The following is a 21,903-nucleotide window of genomic DNA, read 5'->3' on the forward strand; positions in this document are numbered from 1 at the left end:
GGTTTTGAAAAAACGGATATCGCAAATCATCCAGGAACAGAATAACTTCCGGTACCATTTGCCGTTTTGGACGTTGCCTGTGAAGCGGCGCACCGCTTTGCTGGCTTGTCGCTTGCTCCAGCGGGTACTGGGAGTATCGTGGTCTGTCCATACGGGAGTTTTTTTAACACTTCTGCTCATTGGCCCTCTAACCCTCCTTACGGGAAGCTAGAGGCCATCTAATTTCTTCATATTTCACCTCTTCAAATATTTGTTAGTTTCTGCATATATTGACGCTGCCGATGAAAAATAGGTTTCATTATATTGGAAAATTAAGATGGAAAAGTTCTTGTAAAGAAATTTTTTCACCCCTTACAATCATTAAAATATGGTACGATTTGGATATCGTTATTATGTTGTGTGGAGGATACCGGATGAAAATCTTATTTTGCTCTGATCCTTTGAATAACAAGGAAGTAGATCAGGATTACGAACAAGAATACAACTGTGCCAGGAAGCTGGGAATGGAAGCTCATTTGATCTCGCTGGAGTCCGTTTTGGACGGGGAGGCAACGAAGGCAGTTAAGCGGATTCCGACATTCGAAGCACCCGAAACATTCATCTACAGGGGATGGATGTTAAAACCGCACGATTACGAACAGTTGTATCACGCACTGAAGCAGAAAAACGCCATCTTGATCAATTCTCCATCGGCATATAGAAATGGACACTATTTTCCTTATTCTTATGAGGCAATTAGGAAGGCAACTCCACAAAGTATTTGGCTCGACATAAAAGAACTTTCAAATGGATTCGATGTTCTTTTTGAAAAAATGCGCATATTCGGCAACAAACCGGTCATGATCAAGGATTACGTAAAATCCAGAAAACATGAGTGGGAAGAAGCCTGCTATATCCCTGATGCGTCCGATAAGCAAAGGGTTCAAACGGTTATTCGAAACTTCATTGATCGTCAAGGCCCGGAGCTTAATGGCGGCATTGTTATTCGTGAATACATTCAACTCGAGCAGCTAACCAAGCATCCGAAAAGCGGTATGCCTTTATCGAATGAGTACCGCCTGTTTTTTCTTCATCACAAGCTGATTGAATGTACGGAGTATTGGGATGAGGCGGTCTATCAACAAAGGATTCCTAACCTTGATTCGTTTACGGAGTTATCCAAGGGTATAGCGAGCCATTTTTTTACGATGGACATTGCCAAAACCGCAAGCGGAGAATGGGCGATTATTGAGATTGGAGATGGGCAGGTCTCCGGACTGCCAAGCCATGCGGACAGCATTTTTATCAATCGATATGGGATTCCGGCGAGCCAGAATTGGAGGTAATTCAGCCATGAAGAAGAAACTATTATTAGGTCTATCTGCTGGACTATTACTTGCATTTTCAAGTATTGCCTATGCTTCCGATAAGCTGGAGGTTTATTTATTTCCTGTAAAGGTAGCGTTTGAAGGCGTTGAAAAGAAGCTGGATGACGATTACCTGGTGTTAAATTACAAAGGATATGCGTACCTGCCCGTACGCTTTGTAGCAGAGAATCTTAATGCGCATGTTCAATACAATGATGAAAAACAGGTAATCGAAATCTATAAAATGGATAAGATTATTGGCGCTCCGCTCGTTAATGAAGATCAAGCGAAATTAGTAGGATATGAAAGCGCGGGGCTTAAAAAAATCAACTCTGTCGCTTACAGGTTACTTAGCGAGGAAGAAAGGAAGCTTATGCCTGAACAGGCTAAACACTTGACTCCTGTTTATTATGTTATTGATGGAATTACTCAAGAGGATGAGCAGGTGACGTTATTTGTATCCTCGAACAATAAGACTCACTTTTTTACAGTACCGATTATAATTAAATGAAGCCATGAGGGAAGGGGCAGCCGTTAAAAGCATCGGCACAATAAATTTGAAAACTTCGGGGCGGGTTCGTCGAACCCGCTCTTCGTATTCATCGGCGAAACGAGGTAATTTCGCTACTAACCAAGTGCTTGTGTCATTCGATAAGACCCCCGACTCCGTTCCAAATCTCGCCAATAAAGAGAGGGATAATGGAAAACCGAGTTTCACTGGCGCGATAGCGGAAGCAGAAGCAGCGCAATGCTTCACGAAGGGGGGGCTTCAAAGTGAAAATGGCATAAATATATCCTAAAATCTGGATTTTATGGACTTTGCATATTCAGAAGGTGTCATGCCTGTTTCTTGCTTGAACCGGCGGGAAAAATAATGAACACTGCCATAGCCAAGTTTCTCGGCAATCTCGGTAAAGTTATATTGTTCTTCGCGAATTAAGGATTTTGCTTCAATGATCTTTAATTCGAGGTAGTATTGCTGGAGACCGATGCCTGTGCGCCGCAGAAAAATATCTTTTATTTGCGATTTTCCAATATTTACGGAACTGCAAAGTTGATCTAGCGAGAAGGAAAGATTAATATTTTCTTTCATGAAGGTTTTGATTTGTTCGATCAGATCGTTTTCCTTATGTTCTTTAGAGGGGAATGAAAGCTTATTATTCTGAGGATTAGCGATTCTCCTGACCAACTGAATAAGTAACCGTTCTAGACCTGTCTTAATCATTTGCTCTGATCCGAACGGAGCATCGATTCTCCTAAGTACACCGCTTTGGCTCTCGGGACACGTGTCTATCCGTGGTTGAAAGGTGGAAAATCCCTCTTTAACTATTTCTGCAAGAAGATTCCTCTCTTGGTCATTCAAGCTAATAACCCGGTTTTCAAATAATTTAATCGCCTCAGAGTCGCATTCAAAGGAAATGTTGACTGAGTTAGGTGCCAACTGATCAGCAGTTCTAGACATATGGAAGACGTCTGGCTTAAGTAAAAGAAAATCTCCCTGATTCATAATAAAGCTGGTGTCGTAAGCAAAGATTTCAATCCGGCCCGCATCAACATACAACATTTCCCAAAAGTTGTGGCTTTCTCCTGGAAAGCTAAAAGTTTTGGATAGTTCATGATAATAAAAAGTGTAAATATCCGAGATAACTACCGATTGCTGGAGGGGGGATTTAAGGTAGGCCACTAGTCATTCCTCCTTTATATTAAAGGTGGTTTCCGTTCTTAGGCCTGCAAAATTAGTGATAGTATAGCAAATCAAGAGTGCGTTGTCGATATCTCGATATATATATCCCACGTTATGTATACGCTTCCAATTCCCCGGAACATTTCTATTCTCGCTTAGTCTCCGCCATCCTATTCAGGATTATTTATTACACGGTTTGGCTGAAATATGAATGCAAATAAATCGGCTGACGATGCAAATCTTTAAACTTAATATCACTATATAATCGGCTTAAGCGCTTTCAGGACTAGGGATGAAAGGAGTATATCAGTAAAATGTGCAAGGGACTTACGAAAGGCGAGATATTAGCGAACAAATAGTACACGCTGCGATGGAGGTGTCCCGTGATTTCGAAAAATAACAGCCAACTCATTATTGTGCTTTCTCTCATCGTTTGTTTTATCTTTTCACCTTACCGTTATCTAACAGATACGGCATACGGTGCAGCATCCGATTCAGTTGTTCCGCCATCGGCTAACCCACCGTCATTCTCTGATCTGGGGGGGCACTGGGCAGAAGAAATAATGACAGCGTGGGCGAAAGAAGGGCTCCTTAAAGGGTATTCAGACGGTACCCTGAGACCGGATCGCACGATTAGTCGCGGAGAAGCTGCAGCGCTTGTCAATCGATCCTTCGGATTCAGTGAAGAAGCGCAAATTCATTTTTCTGACCTTACTGATTCAAATTGGGCGTACGGGGATATTTCCAAAGCGGTAAAGGCAGGATACTTGCAAGGTTTCTCGGATGGTACTGTGGGTGTGCAGAAGGAGCTTTCCAGGCAAGAAGCAGCGATCATGATAACCCGATTGCTTAATTCCGATACAAGTCAGAATACTAGCAGTATTAGTAATTTTACGGATGCTGCGTTGATTCCGCTATGGAGCCAAGGAGCTATAGGGGCAGCGGCTGCAGCGAATATCATGCAGGGCTACAATGATGGCACTTTTCGGCCGACAGCCTCTATTACACGTTCAGAATTTGTAGTTATGTTGGAACGTGCACTAGGCACATTATCAATTGCCGAATACATCAGGCCGGGCACATATGGGCCATCGGATGGAAAACAGCTCATTCAAAAGAATGTCGTTGTGCGTTCATCGGACGTGATTTTGCAGAACATGAAGATCTCCGGGGATCTAATAATTGCCGAGAGCGTCAAGGAAGGCAATGTGTGGCTTAAGAACGTGACAGTCGCCGGAACAACAACCATTCAAGGCGGGGGAACGAGCAGCGTTCACATTGATAATAGTACTTTGGCTGTAGTAATCGTGGATAAAGCAGCAGGATCCGTGAGGGTAGCTGTAAATGCTCAAACAAAAGTATCGGAAGTGATCGTAAAGTCTCCCGTTATTTTAGAGCAGACCGATTCCGGCAGCGATGCTCCTTTCAGCTTGGTCAAGCTGACAGATGCACTCCCTAGTGGATCCATCGTAACAATGATTGGTCGCTTCGACAAAGTCGAAGTTGCCGGCAAAGAAATTGTTATCGACTTTTTGCGAGGATTGATCAATCAATTCTCCGTTTTCGAACAAGCTGCAAATACGAAGATGAATATGGGCAAAGAGGCCAAGATCATCTTATTAATACTAAATACTTTATCGAATGTAACCGGTTCCGGCGTGATTGAAAAAGCGTCTCTGCGCGGAAATGCGAAAGGGTCGACATTTGAGACACAGCCAATAAAGACGGAATATCCCGATGCTCAGTCGGGAAATGGCAATAGTGGCGGCGATTCAAGCGTACCTAACGTCCCTGTAAGCATTACCTCGGTATCGGCAAGCAACGGGGCAATACGAGTTGTATTTAACCGAGCGCCTGATTCTGAACCGACAGTCAACGATTTTTCAATTAAACAATCTATTAATCAATCAGTTCCGCTATCGGTGAAAGCCATTGCGGTGGAGTGGGATGCTGCAGCTAAGACAGCTTCAATAATCGTTCCATCGGTGACGACGACCGGGATAGCGCAGTCCGTCAAATATGAAGTGCGTTATAAAAATGCGCAGCCTGTGGAATCGACGGAAATGATCGTGGCTGGCGGTACTGTCATTGCAGAAAATGGGGATGCACGGGCAATACTCGTGATTCCGACAGACGCTGATCAGCAAATCGTTGGAGCTGCCCAAACATTGAAAAAATACGTGCAGAAATCTACTGGAGCAGATCTGTTAACGAAAACGGCAGCAGAGTTGACTGGACTGGAGCCAACCTCTAATGAAGCGGTGAAGATTTATATCGGCTTTAGCCCCGATGATGACATGGCGGATCATCAAGCTATGTTAGAGGATATGGACGGCGATGGGTTTATCATCGATTCGCAAGAAGATCGGATTACGATAATCGGAGCTTCAACATGGGGTACGGAATATGGTGTTTATGATTTTCTTGAACGTTACGTAGGCATTAGTTGGCTGATGCCTGGTCCTGATGGAGAGGATGTACCGCAGCATCTTGAAATAGCCGTTCCTCAGGAAATCGTTCGAAACAATCCGGCAGCGATATCCCGCCAATTTTTCGGAACCGAAATACAAAGTTCATATATCGATTGGGCAAGGCACAACCGACTGCGTTCGAACATTCGTTTTCATCATAATATGGACATTTTGTTTGATCCGGCAATTTATGCAGATCACCCTGATTTCTATCCGAATCACACTGTACCTACGCATCCCTATGACTGGCAGCCATGCTTCTCTAATCCGGATACGGTTACAGCAGCCATTGCCAGAATTAATGAATACTTCGATATGAATCCGAACGAAGTATCATTTCCGCTAGGGATAAACGATAGTGAAAATTATTGCGAAAGCAATCCGAATCATCCCAATTATCCCGGTAAATTGAACTCTATGGGTAAGCTGGATATGTCGGATATTTACTACAATTGGGTGAATCAAGTGGTGGAAGGCGTGTTGGAGAAGCATCCGGACATTTACTTTGGGGTGCTGGCGTATTTGAATGTGTACGATCCGCCTTCATTCCCGCTTCATCCTCGTGTCACTCCTTATATCACGTATGACCGTTTGACCTGGATCGATCCGATTTATGGCAATGACGGCAAACAGCATATGACGATGTGGCAACCGGCTGCGAACAGCCTGGGATGGTATGAATATTTGTTTGGATGGCCCTACACTCTTCCACGTGTGTATCCGCACGAAATGGCGGAAAATTACAAATATGCTAGAGATCATGGCGTCATCGGTCATGTGGCGGAACTCGCGCCTAACTTCGGAGAAGGGCCAAAGACATGGCTTTCGGCCAAGCTGCAATGGGATCCGGATCAAAATGTTGATGTGCTGTTAAATGAATGGTATGTGCGAGCAGTAGGGCCTGAGTCCGCCCCTTATTTGCAGCAGTATTATGAACATTGGGAAGAGTTCTGGACGACTCGCATGTTTACTACAAACTGGTATAAACAGTGGACGGCGTCCAGTGATATGCCTCCTTATCTTCCTTTTTACGATTCCAGTTTCTTAACCAGCGTGACCAAGGAAGAAATCGCAGACAGCCGGTATTTGATGGAACAGGTTGTTGCAAATGCTCAGACGGATAAACAGAAGGCTCGCGCTGAAATTCTGATGCATGCCTTCGAGTATTACGAAGCATCGGCGCTAAGCTTCCCTCGAGAGGAAGGCGTAACCGCTCTGCAAAACTCCGAGCAGGCGCTTGCACTGCTGGCTGACAGCGTTACAAGTATGGAAATGGCGCAGCGGAGAATCGAATTGTTCGAAGCGTTTAAAACCGATCCTGTGTTGATGCCACCTCCTGTCGGATATAAAGGGGCGGATTGGTCCGGGTTAAGTAATAGCGTTTTAACTGCCTTGTTGGATTGGGTCGTCAATGAGCCGGAGGGGGGCGCCGTGAGAGAGCAGCTTGCGCAGCTTGCAGTATCCAGCCCGATGTCAATCGTCCGCGACAATGCGAACCTGCTTCTGGCAGTCGCTAACGGTGAGACCAACTTGTTTCCGAATTCTTCATTTGAAACGGATGTTGCTGGGGATCCGCAAGCCGCAACGCCGTGGTGGTATTGGGGATTGCAAAATGGAGGAGAGACGTACCGGACGGATTTGGTTGCGCGTACCGGCAGCCACAGCATCAAGATGACAGGCCTCGCTCCTGGCGGTGTCGTACTGGACGATATTAAACTTTCGCTGGGCAAATACGCGGTCGTTTATCACTATTATATGCCCGCGGACACAGAGGCAACAGGTATGATCACATGGTTTCATAATATACTCGGCGAACAGGGTGGCGTGATTGCCAATCTGGAAGGCACGATGTATTCACCGAATGCGACAAAAGGTCGCTGGGTGGCAGCTACTTATATTTTCGATGTAACGGAGTCCGCTTTCGGGAAGAAAGCCGGAGACTTGCAGATGGGCGTTAAGCTGTTAGGTTTTTCGCCGGGAGAAACACTGTATGTTGACGATATCTCGTTATACAAATTGAGCGACCCGACGAAAATTACGAAGGTCGCAGCGGACAATGGACAGATTCAGGCGGTTATTGAACCTGAGCCAGCGGCGAATCCAACAATAACGGATTTTAGCATTCAAGTGAGCATTGACGGGTGGGTGAAACAATCCGTAACGCCGACCTCCCTGTCGTGGGATCGGACAACGAGAACGGCAACGATTGAAGTTCCTCGTATTCCGTCCGGGGCACACGACAAGACTGTCGAGGTCAGCGTCTCCTATAAAGGGATGAAGGCTGTAGATTCTGCACCTTATATCGTAGCGGCGAACGTCTATGCGTTGAATTTGCTTCAAAACCCTTCGTTTGAAAAGGGCAGCACCGCAAACATGAGCGACATTCCTTCATGGGTGCCCCTTATAAATGATAAGGGGACCGTCAGCCGAACGAAGGCGTTCGCTCGGACAGACGAATATAGTCTGGTCTCCACGGGGGTATCCTCTGCCGGCGGCGCGTTATTGCAGTTGGTTCCATTTGAACCTGGCACCTATGAAGCTGTTCTTTATTTCAGAACACCCGCCAATTCCTTAACAAAAGGCACGATAAGTTGGTATACGGATTTAAGAGATAAAGACCTTAATTATATAAAACCACTACTGGATACGGAAAGGGTATCGGCAGCTTCGAGCAATGGCGATTGGACTGAGCTTCGTACCACCTTCATGGTGACGCCGGAAGCGAATGCGACCTGGTTTAACTTCGGCTTCAATATATGGGATTTCGAAGCCGGGGAGGAGCTGTATGTCGATGATGTTTCCTTACGAAAATTAACGGATCCAACGAAGATCATATCGGCGCAAGCAGCGAATGGCAGATTGGAAGCGGTGTTTAACCAGGAGCCAACTGAGAGCCTATCAATCGAAGATTTTGCCGTACAAATGAAAGTAGACGGAGGCGCTGCGATATTGGTAAATCCAACTTCCCTATCGTGGGATGCAGATGTCAGGACGGTTTCATTAACAATTCCTTATATTTCAGCAGGAGCGAGCGATAAATCGGTTGTTGTGAACGTCGCTTACAAGGGCTCGGGGGCTATTGAGACTATTGAGACTGCGCCCTTTACGGTGCATGCCGGCAGTGATGCGTGGAATCTGATTAAGAACGCTTCATTTGAAAATGGCAACACCGCAGATATGAGCGTCATTCCCCCATGGCTGGCCTATACATCTTCGGTGGGGACCGGCATCCGAACGAAGGAGTTCGCTCGGACAGACGAATATAGTATGGTCTTCACGGGGATATCCCCTCAAGGCGGGTTAATGCAGTTGGTTCCATTTGAACCTGGCACCTATGAAGCTGTTCTTTATTTCAGAACATCCGCCAATTCCGTAACAGAAGGCAAGATAAGTTGGTGGGCGGATTTGAGAGATAAAGATATTGTACTAATAAAGCCACTGGTGAATACGGAACAGGTAGCGGCAGCTTCGAGCAATGGCGATTGGACTGAGCTTCGTACCACCTTTGAGGTGACGCCGGAAGAGAATGCGACCTGGTTTAACTTCGGCGCCTATATTTGGGATTTCGAAGCCGGAGAGAAGCTGTATATCGATGATGTTTCCTTGCGCAAATTAAACGATTCTCCATCGAATGGATGAAGGGAGTTCACCAGTGAGATTAATCAAAAGAGCAGTGCATATTGACTTTCATACACTTCCCGATATACCTGATTTAGGCGCTAATTTTGATGCGATACAATTTGCGCGCACACTGAAAGAGGCTAAGGTTGAACTTATTAATATGTTCGCCAAATGCAACATAGGTTTTGCTTATTACCCAACGGAAGTCGGTGTGATGCACCCTTACTTGAACTTTGATATGTTCGGTCAAATTGTCGAGGAATGCCACAAGCTGGGGATTGGCGTAGTCGCCTATTTTAACTTGGGACTGGATCATGAGATGGCCCGGAAACATAGAGAGTGGTGTATCGTCAATAAGGATGGGCAGGTCATCTATGGGGACCGGACAGAGCATTTTTTCAGAAATATGTGCTTGAATACGGGGTATGGCGATTATATGTTGGCCATGGTGAAGGAAGTCCTCGACCGGTATCCGGTCGAGGGAGTGTTCCTTGATTGTATCAATATGCACCCTTATCCCTGTTACGGAAATGAGTGCGGCGAAGAGATGCGCAGGCGAGGCATGGATGTGTTGAACGATGAGCAGGTTTATGCATTCTCAAGAGCGCAAACGGTGGAGTATTGTCGCAAAGTCAAAGAACTGGTCGGGCCTGACAAGCTGCTATATCTGAACGGTTTGCTGTATGCCGAGTCGGAGGGATTAAGTACTCACTCGGAAATTGAATGCTTGCCGGGATTATGGGGATATGATTTCTTTCCATCTCATGCCGCTTATGCCCGGAATCTCAACCAGCCAACGCTGTATATGTCGGGAAGATTCCAAGCAAGCTGGGGCGATTTCGGCGGATTGAAAACGAAAACCTCATTGCGAAACGATTGTTGGGATGCGATTAGCAATGCGGTTTCCACTTCAGTCGGAGACCACATGCATCCCCGAGACGGGTTAGACCCTGCCGTGTTTCGAATGATTGGAGAAGTGTACGCGGAGATCGAGCAATACGAGCCTTGGACGGATTATGCGAAAGCTGTGGCGGAGATTGCGGTCTTGATTCCTGCCAGCAGCGAGATTATACAGTGCCATTATGGCGCAGTGAGAATATTGGGCGAACTCAAATATACGTACGATCTTGTGGATGAGCGCATGGACCTGACACCATATCAACTCCTCATACTGCCGGATGAGATGACGGTTTCATCGGTACTCCAAGCAAAGCTGGAGAAACATTTGAAAGAGGGGAAAGGGATAGTGAGCTCTGGATATGGAGGTCTTAATCCGGAGAAAACGCAATTTGCCGTTCAAGCATGGAATTTGGATTATGACGGTCCGGACCCGTGGACTAGCCCTTACTTCAAAATGCTTGAAGCAACAGATGGCGATATTCCGGATATGATATGCGCCGCGTATAAACCGGGGATTTTGATGCAGGTAAAAGAAGGCGCGCATATGACAGCCGAATATATTCAGCCGTATTTTAATCGTCATTGGGACGGGTTTCACGGTTATTTTTATACACCGCCCGAAAAAAGCAACGGTCGTCCCGCACTAGCTAGGTCAGGCAATATTTTTCAATTCAGCTTCAAGATTTTCACGGCTTACAATCAGTTTGCTATGGCCATTCACAAGAATATGGTCAAGTATTGCTTGCAGGAGCTGCTGCCGGATCCGCTAATCAAGTATGAAAATATGCCCTCTACCGCACGAATAACGGTAACAAAAAAAGGTAGAGAACGGATGATACACATTAAGATCACGCACCCGGAACCGCGAGGTAAATATAACGTCGTGGAGGACAGCCAAATAGTGACGGGAGCATTCGTATCTTTAAGGGGCTTGAATGTGGAGCGGGTTTATATCGCGCCTGTTGGAGAAGCGTTAGCCTATGAAACGGTTGGCGAATATACTCGAATACCTCTTCCCGCTATAGACGGTTATATGATGGTCGTAGTAGCCATGAACGGTGAAGAGTAATAAATAAATGGATAGGGAAGATGATCATACATGGATTTAATAGGCACTGATAGTAAGGTACGCTTGGGGATTATCGGAAATGGCGAGCGAGGCCGGGGGTTATTAAGTAACCTTATGATGATGGATGATGTCATCATAGCGGCAGTCAGCGATGTTTATGAAGACAGATTACAAATGGCAGTGGAGATCGTGGAAGCAGCCGGACAGGAGAGACCGGAAGCTTATCGGGACTATAAAGCGATATTGGCTAGAGATGATATAGATGGGGTTATTATTGCCACGAGTTGGAGCAGTCACGTGGATATTGCGCTCGCAGCGATGAGAGCAGGTAAACGTGTCGGTTTGGAGGTTAGCGGAGCGACTGCTCTGGAGGAATGTTTCGCCTTGGTGCAAACATCGGAGTCATCGGGCGTGCCCTGCATGCTGCTTGAGAATTGCTGTTATGGACGAGAGGAAATGGCTCTGCACAATATGGTTAAGCAAGGCATATTCGGGGAATTGATTCATTGCCAGGGCGGCTATGGACACGATATTCGAGAAGCGATAGCCTACGGACGGGAAAACAGGAACGGCTGCTTGGATCATTACGTGAAACGAAACGGAGACACGTATCCGACCCATGGACTCGGCCCGGTGGCCAAGTATTTAGGAATAAACAGAGGCAATCGTTTCGTTACATTGGCCTCTATCGCATCGAAATCCCGCGGACTCCGTGAATGGTCGCAACACCATTTGGATGTAAAGCATCCTATGCGGGGGGCTGAAATTGCACAAGGCGATATCGTCACGACAATGATTAAATGCGCGAATGGCGAAACCATTTTGCTCGTACACGATACGATGCTGCCACGTCCCTATTCCAGGAATGGAAGGGTTCAAGGGACAAAGGGAATCTGGATGGAGGACAACAAGTCTATTTATATCGAAGGGGAAAGCGTCGACCATGCATGGGAACCTTTCGATAAATACCGGAGCAAATACGAGCATCCTTTGTGGAAGGAATTCATTCTTAATGGCGTGCAAGGCGGGCATGGAGGCATGGACTACCTCTGTTTAAGCGCTTTTGTAGAAAGTATAAAGTTACAAACGGAGCCCCCAATCGATGTTTATGATATGGCCGCCTGGATGGCCGTGACGGTTCTTTCCGAACAATCCATAGCGCTGGGAGGACATCCCGTCAATTTCCCGGACTTTACATGCGGAAAGTGGGTTCATCGTTCTCCAAGCTCGCCTAGCAAGTATTCATTGGATTAATAGTAAAAATAATTTATCGGTATAAAGGGCAGATGGATATGGGAAATAGGACAAAAGAAGAAAACATGCATCAAGGAACATTAGATTGGCAAATCAAAGCGTTTCAGTTCGAGTATCCGGAAAGCCAGCAGGGTTCTCCGCTGATTCGAGGGCTTCGCTCCAAAGTGATTGAGGGATATGCTTCCCGTACAAGCGTTTACCCGGGTCAAACGATAGACCTGATGGTTAGTACAGACCCGGCCTGCGGGTTTGTGGCAGACATTTACCGGCTGGGTCATTATGGGGGGACCGGAGGAAGGCATATGAGGCGGCTGGGACCTTTCGACGGAAAGGCACAGCCGGTTCCTATGGAAAGTATGGAAAGGCTGCGGGAATGCCAATGGCAACCGTCTGTGAGTTTGCAGATTCCACTTGACTGGGTAAGCGGCGTCTATTTAGCAAAGCTCTCCCTGGAAGCTGACGTTCCATTTCAAAGTTATATTATTTTTGTAGTCAAACAGAAAGAGAAGAGCGATATTCTTGTCCAGGTAAGCGACCTAACTTGGCAGGCTTACAACAAATGGCCAGGCGTAAATTCGATCTATGACGACGGATCTCCTTATCTTTGGTATGAGGGGCCTAATGTGCGGGTAAGTTTTGACCGTCCGTACAGCAAGTACTGCCAGATTGTGGACTCGCCGCATTCATGCGGCTCCGGAGAATTCCTGTTATGGGAATTCCCCCTGTCCTACTGGCTCGAGTCCGAGGGGTACGAGGTAGCCTATTGTTCCAACCTCGATTTGCACAATGATCCGGAGTTAATCCATAACTGCAAGGTCTTCATCTCGGCAGGACATGACGAATATTGGACTAGCCAAATGTATCGGAATACCGCAGATGCCCTTGAGGCAGGAGTCAGTCTGCTCTTTCTTTCAGGCAATACGATGTATCACGAGATTATCCCGTATCATGATCAGGTAAACGGTAATCCATTTCGTTCCTTTGCCCGGAAACACCGGATAAAGGATGAACATCAATTGATGGGAGCCAGTTCATACGGTTCAGGATACGGAGACTGGACGGTAGTCAAACCGGATCACTGGGTATTTTCCGGAACCGGAATGAAGAAAGGCGATTCCATTCCGGGTCTAGTCGGCTGGGAATATCACGGAGCACCTTTTCCTGATATAGAGGGGTTGGAAATCGTAGCTGAAAGCGATCTGTTTGGATTTGCTGCCGATGCTGCTAGTGAAGGTAACAAACATGTAGAGAAGCGCAGGATTAAACATGCTGCCGTCATGTATCCGGGGAAACGTCAGAACTGGGTCTTTAACGCTGGCACCATTTGGTGGGCGGAAGGCTTGAGCAATCCTCCTGGACATATTCCCGCCAAAGGCGATCTCGGATGTTCGCAAGGGCCTGACCCGAGAGTTCAGCAAATTACCCGCAATTTACTTCAAAAGTGTCTGGGAGAAAGGTAACTTAAAAATTATTGAAGGGGCCTTTAACTATGAAAAAAATGAGTTTAGTTGTAATTGCATTATTGCTCGTATTCAGCGTAATTCTGGGAGCTTGCAGTAAAGAAACGCCAGATTCCGCTCAGCCTTCTTCAGGAACCTCAGAGACTCCTGTAAAGGAAGAGTTGGCGAGTCCGGATGTGCCGCCTGCGAGCAAACAATATAAAGGCGAAATCGTCATTTCCCTGGACAACGCTAGTATTGAAGGCTTTGAATCCCTGCAGGAAGCTTACAAGAAGGTTCAGCCGGATGTGAAGTTGATCTGGGAACCGAAAGGGGGACCAGGCGTTGATTATACGAGCATATTAGGCACGATGCTAGCTTCTGGTACACCTAGACCAGATATCGTAGCCGGAGCTTATATGCCTACGTACAATAAATATCTTAATTTCGATAGATATCGTTATCAGACAAATCCGTATACGGGCAACCCATGGGACGAGGATCTGGATTGGAATTTCTGGGTTGGCAAAAATGCGGGAGGGGCGAGGAGCGTACTCGCTACTCAGTCGGTTCATATCATGTGGTTTTATAACAAAGATATCTTTAATAAACTGGGCCTCGTACCTCCGACGACTTGGAGCGAAATGGTGCAGGTAGCGAAAAAGATCAACGAAGCAGGCATTATACCGATCGCATCCAGTTATGGTTATAAAGTCCCGCTGTGGATGAATGAAATCTATATGGATCAATTTACTCGTAAATGGCACGATATCGTCAGAGCACAACCGGGTGATTATAACTTTGACGATGAGATAGACGGTAAATTTGTGGCCGACCCTAAAGATCCATACTTGAACTCGAAATATAATTTTAATCAGGCTCGATTCTATAAAGGGATCAAAGATGGAACGATTCGTTTTGATACACCCGAGGTTGCAGAACTTGTCAAAAATATGGCGATGCTCTTCCCCAAATATGCTCAGAAAGACTTCTTCGTCGCCAGCGACGAGTATCAATTGTTCCTTCAACAGAAAGCTGCCATGATTATTGATGGAACATGGACATTGCCGACATTAACGAAGGATATGGCAAACCTTAATGATCCTAAGCGGTTAGAAGAGTTGCAAATTAAGGCTTCGGGTTCGTTGCAGTCATTCGAATGGGGCACATTCGAGAATCCGGCGATGGAAGGTTCTCTTGTGCAAGGTCCTGTGCGCAGCGTCGAGTCCGCTACCGGGGAATATATCAGCATTATTGATAAGAACCAGGAACAATCGGACATGGTGTTGGATTTTGTCATGTTCTGGCTCTCCAAACCCGGTTATCAAGCCTGGATAGACGGTCAGGTTAAAGCCAATAAATTTACTCCGGGTGGCCCGATTATGGTAAAAGGGGTAAAGGTTCCGGCAGATATTAAAGCACAGTTCGATAATGTGAAAATGCTGGGCAATGCAGAAATTGTCATGAACAATCTGTTGCTAACAAGAGTAGCCGACTTGGATACCGGGAACTTCAATCTATTTAAAGAAGCGTTAGAAGGAAAAATAACACCGGAAGAGTTCGGTAAAAAGTTACAGAAAACATGGACTGATAACCTTAATAAAATTATTAATCAAGCCGGATTAACCGCTGACAATATCGAGAATCCGGCAAGAGCGCCAGGGAAATAAGCGATTGTATGCCATTACTTGATGAACCGGGCCATTTGATGAATGGCCTGGTTATCAAGCATGCAGCTTGGGATCGGAATGATGCGAGGGGGAAGAAATGTCGACTCTATGGAAAGGCCGCCGACAGTTTTGGTTTGGATTGATGATTTTGGGCCTGTTGATTAATTCGGTTTATCTTTACCTGATTTTCTCGACGAATAGCTCTTATGAACCGGGTGGTTCCATAACCGGAGCGAAAATAATGAAAGCCGCGAAATGGAAGGATAACAAGTCGATTGCGATTACGACCGACAGTAAATTGCTACTGCTTAATGGAACGGAAATAGAGGCAGCAAAGGAAATAGAGGGAATTGTTACCGACTTCGCTTTTACAGAGGATCGCTCCAGCATTTATATTGGCACGAATGACCGGAGAGTCTATGTACTGGATTCAGAATTAAACGAAGTCTCCAGCTTCCCGGTTAACGGGAAAGTAATTGCATTAGATACGCTGACAAATGGAGGCGTTGCAATTGCCTATGGGATTGGTCAATATACGAGCAAGTTTTGGGTCGGGCAATTCGATGATGAAGGGAATAGCGCGTACGAGACTAGAATTGGTATGGATTTGACTTCGACGTTAGCAGCCCAGAACGGTACCTATTTTGGTACGGCTGATTCTAAGGTGGGCTTATTGTCCGCTCAAGGAAAGGAACTATGGCGAACAACCTTAATACAGCCTATTACACGTTTAAGCTTGAGTGCTAATCAGCAATTGCTCGCCGGAGATGAAAGAGGGAACGTAACCCTTCTTTCCGTTAAAGGGGAGAAAATATGGAGTCTTCATCTATCCGAGTATCCGATTACAATGCTTGAGATGCAACCAGCTAATTATTCGATTGCTGGAGATAAAGACGGAAATGTATTCATTCTTAATCAGCGGGGTGAATTGCTCTATAACAAAAATTTGAACCAAGGTGCTCTTAATAGTTTGATTCATTATAACGAGAATGAACTTGTCGTGTTGACGGAATCGGGGCAGGAATTCATTATTCATGTCGATTCGGCGTTAAGTGATACGAAACGTAAATCTAAATTGATGGTCTTGATTGCCCTGGATGTTGTTTTATTGTTGGGAATTATAGGCGGGAGTATGGCAACAGTGCCGTCATGGCGCAGGGCTGCCTTACTAGTGGGGCGGAAACTAAAGCGATCGAAAACAGCGTATATGCTGATCCTTCCTTCTATTGTACTCATTATTGTGTTTAATGTGGTTCCCGCTATAATGGCCGTGTTCTATTCTTTTACGAACTTCAGTCTTAAAGAGCCTTTGAAGTTTATCGGTTGGGCCAATTTTGTAAAAATCAAATCGGATCCGTTGTTTTGGATCGGGATATGGAATATGATCCTCGTTATTGTTACTTCCATTATTAAAGAACTCACCATGCCTTTACTCGCGGCAGAGCTGATTTTCTGGTTGAAGAACAGCAGATGGAAGTACTTTTTCCGGACGGCCTTCGTTGTTCCAAGTATCGTGCCGGGTGTCGTAGTTATTTTATTGTGGAAAATGATGTATGAGCCGGAAATCGGATTTATCAACCAGTTTTTTGGCGTGCTAGGCCTGCAAAACTTGCAGCAAGCATGGCTCGGGAATGAAAAGCTGGCAATATGGAGCGTTATCGGAGCGGGATTTCCATTTATTGGCGTGTTCTCTTTTCTCATTTATTTTGGCGGATTAATCGGGATCAGCAGAGAGATTTATGATTCATCCGAAATTGACGGCGTTCGCCCTTGGAGCCGGTTCTTGAAGATTGATCTTCCAATGATTCTCCCCCAGATCCGGGTTGTATTATTTTTTACGTTCATCGGCAGCATACAGGGCTTTGCCAACATTTTAATATTCACGCGCGGAGGTCCAGGGACTTCAACCTATGTTCCCGGCTTGCACATGTACAATCAAATTTCCAGCGCCAGCTTTGGGTATGCTTCGGCTATTGGCGTTGTATTGGCGATTTTGGTGTTGGTTGGCACTATTTTTAATGCGCAATATTCGAAGCAGGTAAGGGAGTGACAGCATTGGTGGGGAGCTCAAGTCAGAATTCGGGCAGAAGACGGGGACCTAAGGTTGCAACAAGAACGCTTATCAGTTATTTGACTCTTTTTGTATTGTTGCTGCTTTCTTTTGTACCAATATTTATGATGATTTCGATGTCTTTTCGTGACAGTTTATCGATATATGGCGATTTCTGGGGAATGCCATGGCCGCCTAAATGGGGGAATTATACTTTCGCCTTGACGGATCTCTTCGTTCCCATTTTACGCACTATGTATCTTTGCATCATTTCTATAGCGGGGATTATATTGTTCGCGACGTTAAGCGGTTATGCATTTGCACGTCTCGCTTTTCTGGGGAGGAGGCTCCTCTTTTTCCTAGTGATTACGATGATGACGATTCCAGGCATGATGCTGCTGACGCCCAACTTTATTTTGGCAGATTTTTTGCATATGAAAAACAGTCTGGAGGGATTAGCGTTTTTTTATATCGGAAGCGGGCAATTGTTCGCGATTTTTCTGCTGAGCGCCTTTTTCCAATCCCAGCCTGAGGAAATGTTTGAAGCGGCCAGAATCGAGGGAGCTTCGGAATTCCGTTGCGTGCGGTCGATTGCAATTCCTTTGGCCGTGCCCATTCTGATTACGATCGGTATTATGAATTTTCTCTCCATTTATAATGACTTGGTATGGCCAACGTTAATAATCAGCAGCCCTGGGCTGCAGACGATCTCTATGGCTCTAGCGAATTATGCTCCAAGTGCGGGGAATGCGATCGGTCAAATGTCCCGTCCCGATCTTGGTATTATCACCTCGGGCTATGCCGTAGCTTCGATTCCGTTACTGCTCTTGTACACGTTTGGCATGAAGTATTTCATCGAGGGGCTGACATCAGGAGCTGTCAAATCTTAACCCAAGTCACAAAAAGGGAGTCGGATAGGAACGATATTATTTTCAATTGGGGAGGAGTCGTTTTACAGTGTAATTAATAAAGGCTTGACCAATGGAGCGCAATAAGCCATACGGGATCCGTATGTCTTTTTTTGCGCTCTTTTTGTGTTGTGCCGAAACGAGGATGTTTTAAGATTTCTGCGAGTTGCCTGTGTATGTTGATAATGATGGAAGCTGCATATCGAAAATGAGAGGAGAAAAGAACATGGATGAACAACGAGTGATAGAGCAGGAAATCGAAGCGGAGGCAAATCCTCACGCGTACTTACTATCCGTTCCAGTCAATGATCCGCGTTGGGGGAAGGTTATGACATTTTGGGATTTGCCTTCGTTTGGAGCGAAACGGCTGCCCATTAACCGCTTTCGGAAGCTGCGCTCTAAACAAGTGCTGCTTGCCATTATGGAGGATCGATACTGCAAAAGGAATATTGAAATAATCGCAGATCACTATGAGAGAATCATTACGTTCCGTTATCGCGGCACCGTAATCGGACAATTTTATCGAAAGATCATGACCTTTCTACCTGTCCATGCGGATACTTACGAAGGCTCATACTCGACGATCGGGCAGCGTAAAGCTGCAAAACAAGCCGTACAAGAAATCATTCGGATTATGATGGGCGACACCACGGCGGAACGGATTAGTCTGGCCTATAGAGAATTTCTGGTTCTGCTGTTCGGCTCTGTGGCGCGTCAGCCATCCGACTTATGGGTTTCTCGCGACGCTTATGTTGAAGCCATGCATGCTATAGAAGAAAAATACCGATTAGAGGCCGGTGATGAGCAGTTCTTGGAATGGCGGTTGACTTTGCTCGGCCGTTCGCCGAGGATAATAGACGATCAGACGAAGGAGGATCAAAGATGAATTGCATGCACTGCGGCAAAGTCGTTCTTTTATGGTATATTATGCCTATATAACCAAATGAAATCGCGATCCTATCAGAAGATTCGACTTGTTTCAACAGGAAAAGGAGATGACACCATGCCAACATACAACAAGCTAGTCCGCGATCGAATACCGGAAATTATTGCAGGTAACGGCAAAGCTTGCAGTACCCGGATTCTTGATGAATCGGAATATAAAGCGGAGCTGCGGACAAAGCTGGCCGAAGAGCTAAATGAATATTTGGAAGCGGCTAACGATACTGATGCAATGGAAGAACTGGCGGATATACTCGAGCTTCTTCACGCTCTAACAGCCGTGCACGGCTCGACCGTCGAACAACTCGAATCGATTCGGGCCAATAAAGCGGAGAAACGCGGAGGATTTAAAGATCGAATCTTCCTTATTGATGTAGAATAATGTGGAGGGAATAAAAAGTGGATGAATTGGTAACCAGAATTGAAGAAGTTGTCCAAAATGTAAAACAGTTTAATGAAGATCTACAAAATATGACGGATATCGTTTCACAGTTATCACAGTTCAAGCATTGGTATTATATTCCGGTCGTTAATTTGTTTGGGCCAAGCAAATATATTGGATATAAAGAGATGAACACCGAAAAATATGATAGGGGATCTAGAAAAACAGGGACAGATACTGAGGAGTTTTTGAAATCTTGGTTTATAAAACTACCTAAAGATTCTGAAAGAAGTAAAGAACTAATGGCTCAAGTAATTGACCTACTCTCGATTTATGACAAAACAATAAATAAAGCTGCAGCAATCCATGTAATAAAGAACGGAATAAGGCTTTAAATAGTCTTGCAAAAATATCTCCGTCGAAAATCGTGGATAAAGGCAGCTATTGAAAAAGCTTCGTCGAAACAACAGACAGAAGTAGGGCATCGCCATTGGATCGAGAAATTGTTGGTTACCACAGCCCCCAGCCTAAACGGCTGCTTCACTGTTCACGCTACAGGTTTGCCCTTTGAGGCACCTTGTGCCGAAATTTGCAAGACTCAAGTAACCAAGCATAACGACCTCGTAATACTTCCACCCTGTTCATTTCCATATATCTAAGCGAAAATACGATTAGTTACAAAGATCATCGAGGCGCATGGATGGGTTACTTCGCCTGTTAAGCGACATGTCGTTGGTTCGAATCCAACTTCCGCTGCAAAAAGCGGAATAGCTCAGCGGTAGAGCAGTCTGTACCTATCCGACCTTTTTCTTCGGTGGTCTTTGCTCATTAAGTACATAGCGAGGTGCCGCCAAGGTACTTCGCACGGTTCACATTCAGCAAGTTAGGAGTAGATCGCAATGGCAATCGTCCAAGTCGGATCCACGAATCCGCAGTTTTCGTTTCTGATCAAGAAAAATCCGAATTCCGGCATGATGCTCCGCTCAATTCGCAGAGGCATGGCGTACGGCTGGTACACCGATGAGCAGAAGTACAACGTGTATTTTAAAGATGCAGATAATGAAATTTCCTATAAGCAGAATGAGCAGGACAACTTCGAGTATTTGAACGTATCGAGGTACAATACACCCATTTTTCCGCTTAATGCGATTAACGAATTTTTCTCCGCGCCGCTTAAGGCTCAGGATACACGGGACACGGAGGGCTACGAGCATACGTTTTTCGTCAATTTGATTCACATCGAGCATGTCCGGTATATCGAGTTTTTTGAGAAGCATTTGAAGGACTTTACGTTCGAGATTGCCCATCAAGCCCATAAAAGCTACTCGCTAACCGTGACGACGAACAAAAGCTTGTATCAGCTCCTCCATGCCGCAAGCGTGCTATGCTTATTTCTCTCCATGTTCGGCAAAGAATATATCGATATTTCGGACAGCATTCTGGATAAGTACATCAAAAGTGTGAATGTCATCGACGCGCCGTTTTATATTCGCAGCCTGTTTGTGCGGAACTTTCTGTCCTCCAGGGACCGGTTTCAGAGGTACAAGGCGGAGCTGGAGAAAACGGATCGCTACAACATCCAGTTCGCCTACGGGGGGACGGGGCTGCAGCGGAGGAATTATATCGGAAGTGCGCTCGCTTTTGACAAGTCGATTTTGGATGTGGGCTGCGGGGAAGGGTTTTATGCGATTCCTTTTGCCGGGAAAATTGAGGGCAGCTACTACGCGATCGATATCAACGAGGAGCTGCTGGAGAAGGTCAAACGCAAAGCGGAGGCCAAAGAGCTCGACAACCTCGTCACGTTCGGCTCGATCGATCAGTTCCTGGAAAGCTACAACGGGGAGCAGGTCGATGTGATTTTGACGGAGGTCATTGAACATATGAGCCAGGATGAGGCCAAGCTGCTGATCCATCAAATCTGCACGCATGTCGATTTCGACAACTTCATCATTACGACGCCCAACGCCGATTTTAACCGCTATTACGAGCTAGACGATTTCCGGCATGACGACCACAAGTGGGAGATGGGCGAGGAAGCTTTTCAGCAGTGGATGCGCGATGTGATCCGGGAAACGAAGCTGCACGCCGAATTCGTAGCGGTCGGAGACGGCGTTAACAATATGAAGACGACGCAGGGCGTTATTTTGAAGAAAAGGGGGGCCTGACG

At 45.8% G+C, this 21,903-nt stretch carries 14 protein-coding genes and 1 tRNA gene; 14 read left to right on the top strand and 1 reads right to left on the bottom strand.

The window, feature by feature from the left end:
• Window positions 1–413 precede the first annotated feature (413 nt).
• Together DQG23_RS25575 and DQG23_RS25580 are read left to right on the top strand one after the other, a co-directional pair.
• Window positions 414–1,325 carry an ATP-grasp domain-containing protein gene (locus DQG23_RS25575; protein WP_113033877.1) on the top strand — a complete coding sequence of 304 codons (912 nt, stop codon included), beginning with the start codon at window positions 414–416 and terminating at the stop codon, window positions 1,323–1,325.
• A gap of 7 nt (window positions 1,326–1,332) precedes the next feature.
• Window positions 1,333–1,857 carry a stalk domain-containing protein gene (locus tag DQG23_RS25580; RefSeq protein WP_158560678.1) on the top strand — a complete coding sequence of 175 codons (525 nt, stop codon included), beginning with the start codon at window positions 1,333–1,335 and terminating at the stop codon, window positions 1,855–1,857.
• A gap of 285 nt (window positions 1,858–2,142) precedes the next feature.
• Here the strand turns inward: DQG23_RS25580 and DQG23_RS25585 are convergent, their stop codons facing one another.
• Window positions 2,143–3,030 carry an AraC family transcriptional regulator gene (locus DQG23_RS25585; RefSeq protein ID WP_113033879.1) on the bottom strand — a complete coding sequence of 296 codons (888 nt, stop codon included), beginning with the start codon at window positions 3,028–3,030 and terminating at the stop codon, window positions 2,143–2,145.
• Between the two features lie 383 nt (window positions 3,031–3,413).
• Between DQG23_RS25585 and DQG23_RS25590 the strand changes: the two genes are divergently transcribed.
• The 12 genes from DQG23_RS25590 to DQG23_RS25640 all read left to right on the top strand — a co-directional run bounded on the left by DQG23_RS25590 (window position 3,414) and on the right by DQG23_RS25640 (window position 21,901).
• On the top strand, window positions 3,414–9,140 hold the full coding sequence (locus DQG23_RS25590) for a DUF4838 domain-containing protein (protein ID WP_146762376.1): 5,727 nt from the start codon (window positions 3,414–3,416) through the stop codon (window positions 9,138–9,140).
• Window positions 9,133–11,091 carry an alpha-amylase family protein gene (locus DQG23_RS25595; protein WP_113033881.1) on the top strand — a complete coding sequence of 653 codons (1,959 nt, stop codon included), beginning with the start codon at window positions 9,133–9,135 and terminating at the stop codon, window positions 11,089–11,091. Before DQG23_RS25590 ends, DQG23_RS25595 begins: the two co-directional genes overlap by 8 nt.
• A 30-nt stretch (window positions 11,092–11,121) precedes the next feature.
• Window positions 11,122–12,345 (top strand): Gfo/Idh/MocA family protein, encoded by a 1,224-nt coding sequence (locus DQG23_RS25600; RefSeq protein WP_113033882.1) that lies wholly within the window; start codon window positions 11,122–11,124, stop codon window positions 12,343–12,345.
• 38 nt (window positions 12,346–12,383) lie between these two features.
• Window positions 12,384–13,805, top strand: coding sequence for a N,N-dimethylformamidase beta subunit family domain-containing protein (locus tag DQG23_RS25605; protein ID WP_113033883.1), 1,422 nt, complete (start codon window positions 12,384–12,386; stop codon window positions 13,803–13,805).
• Window positions 13,806–13,834: 29 nt separating this feature from the next.
• The gene (locus tag DQG23_RS25610; protein WP_113033884.1) at window positions 13,835–15,454 is read left to right on the top strand and encodes an ABC transporter substrate-binding protein; all 1,620 of its coding nucleotides are present in this window, start codon (window positions 13,835–13,837) and stop codon (window positions 15,452–15,454) included.
• 97 nt (window positions 15,455–15,551) lie between these two features.
• Window positions 15,552–17,504, top strand: coding sequence for an ABC transporter permease subunit (locus tag DQG23_RS25615; RefSeq protein WP_113033885.1), 1,953 nt, complete (start codon window positions 15,552–15,554; stop codon window positions 17,502–17,504).
• A gap of 290 nt (window positions 17,505–17,794) precedes the next feature.
• A complete protein-coding gene (locus tag DQG23_RS25620; RefSeq protein WP_158560680.1) occupies window positions 17,795–18,394 on the top strand; it encodes a carbohydrate ABC transporter permease in 600 nt (199 codons plus the stop codon).
• A 244-nt stretch (window positions 18,395–18,638) separates the two neighbouring features.
• Window positions 18,639–19,298 carry a hypothetical protein gene (locus tag DQG23_RS25625; protein WP_113033887.1) on the top strand — a complete coding sequence of 220 codons (660 nt, stop codon included), beginning with the start codon at window positions 18,639–18,641 and terminating at the stop codon, window positions 19,296–19,298.
• Window positions 19,299–19,415: 117 nt separating this feature from the next.
• On the top strand, window positions 19,416–19,736 hold the full coding sequence (locus DQG23_RS25630; protein ID WP_113033888.1) for a nucleoside triphosphate pyrophosphohydrolase: 321 nt from the start codon (window positions 19,416–19,418) through the stop codon (window positions 19,734–19,736).
• 17 nt (window positions 19,737–19,753) lie between these two features.
• Window positions 19,754–20,131 carry a hypothetical protein gene (locus DQG23_RS25635; protein ID WP_113033889.1) on the top strand — a complete coding sequence of 126 codons (378 nt, stop codon included), beginning with the start codon at window positions 19,754–19,756 and terminating at the stop codon, window positions 20,129–20,131.
• 299 nt (window positions 20,132–20,430) lie between these two features.
• Window positions 20,431–20,494, top strand: a tRNA-Ser gene (locus DQG23_RS42260).
• Between the two features lie 141 nt (window positions 20,495–20,635).
• Window positions 20,636–21,901: a class I SAM-dependent methyltransferase gene (locus tag DQG23_RS25640; RefSeq protein WP_113033890.1), complete on the top strand. Its 1,266-nt coding sequence runs from the start codon at window positions 20,636–20,638 to the stop codon at window positions 21,899–21,901.
• Window positions 21,902–21,903: the final 2 nt, after the last annotated feature.

The organism is Paenibacillus contaminans (assembly GCF_003285015.1).
In the GTDB taxonomy this organism is placed as follows: Bacteria; Bacillota; Bacilli; order Paenibacillales; family NBRC-103111; genus Paenibacillus_V; species Paenibacillus_V contaminans.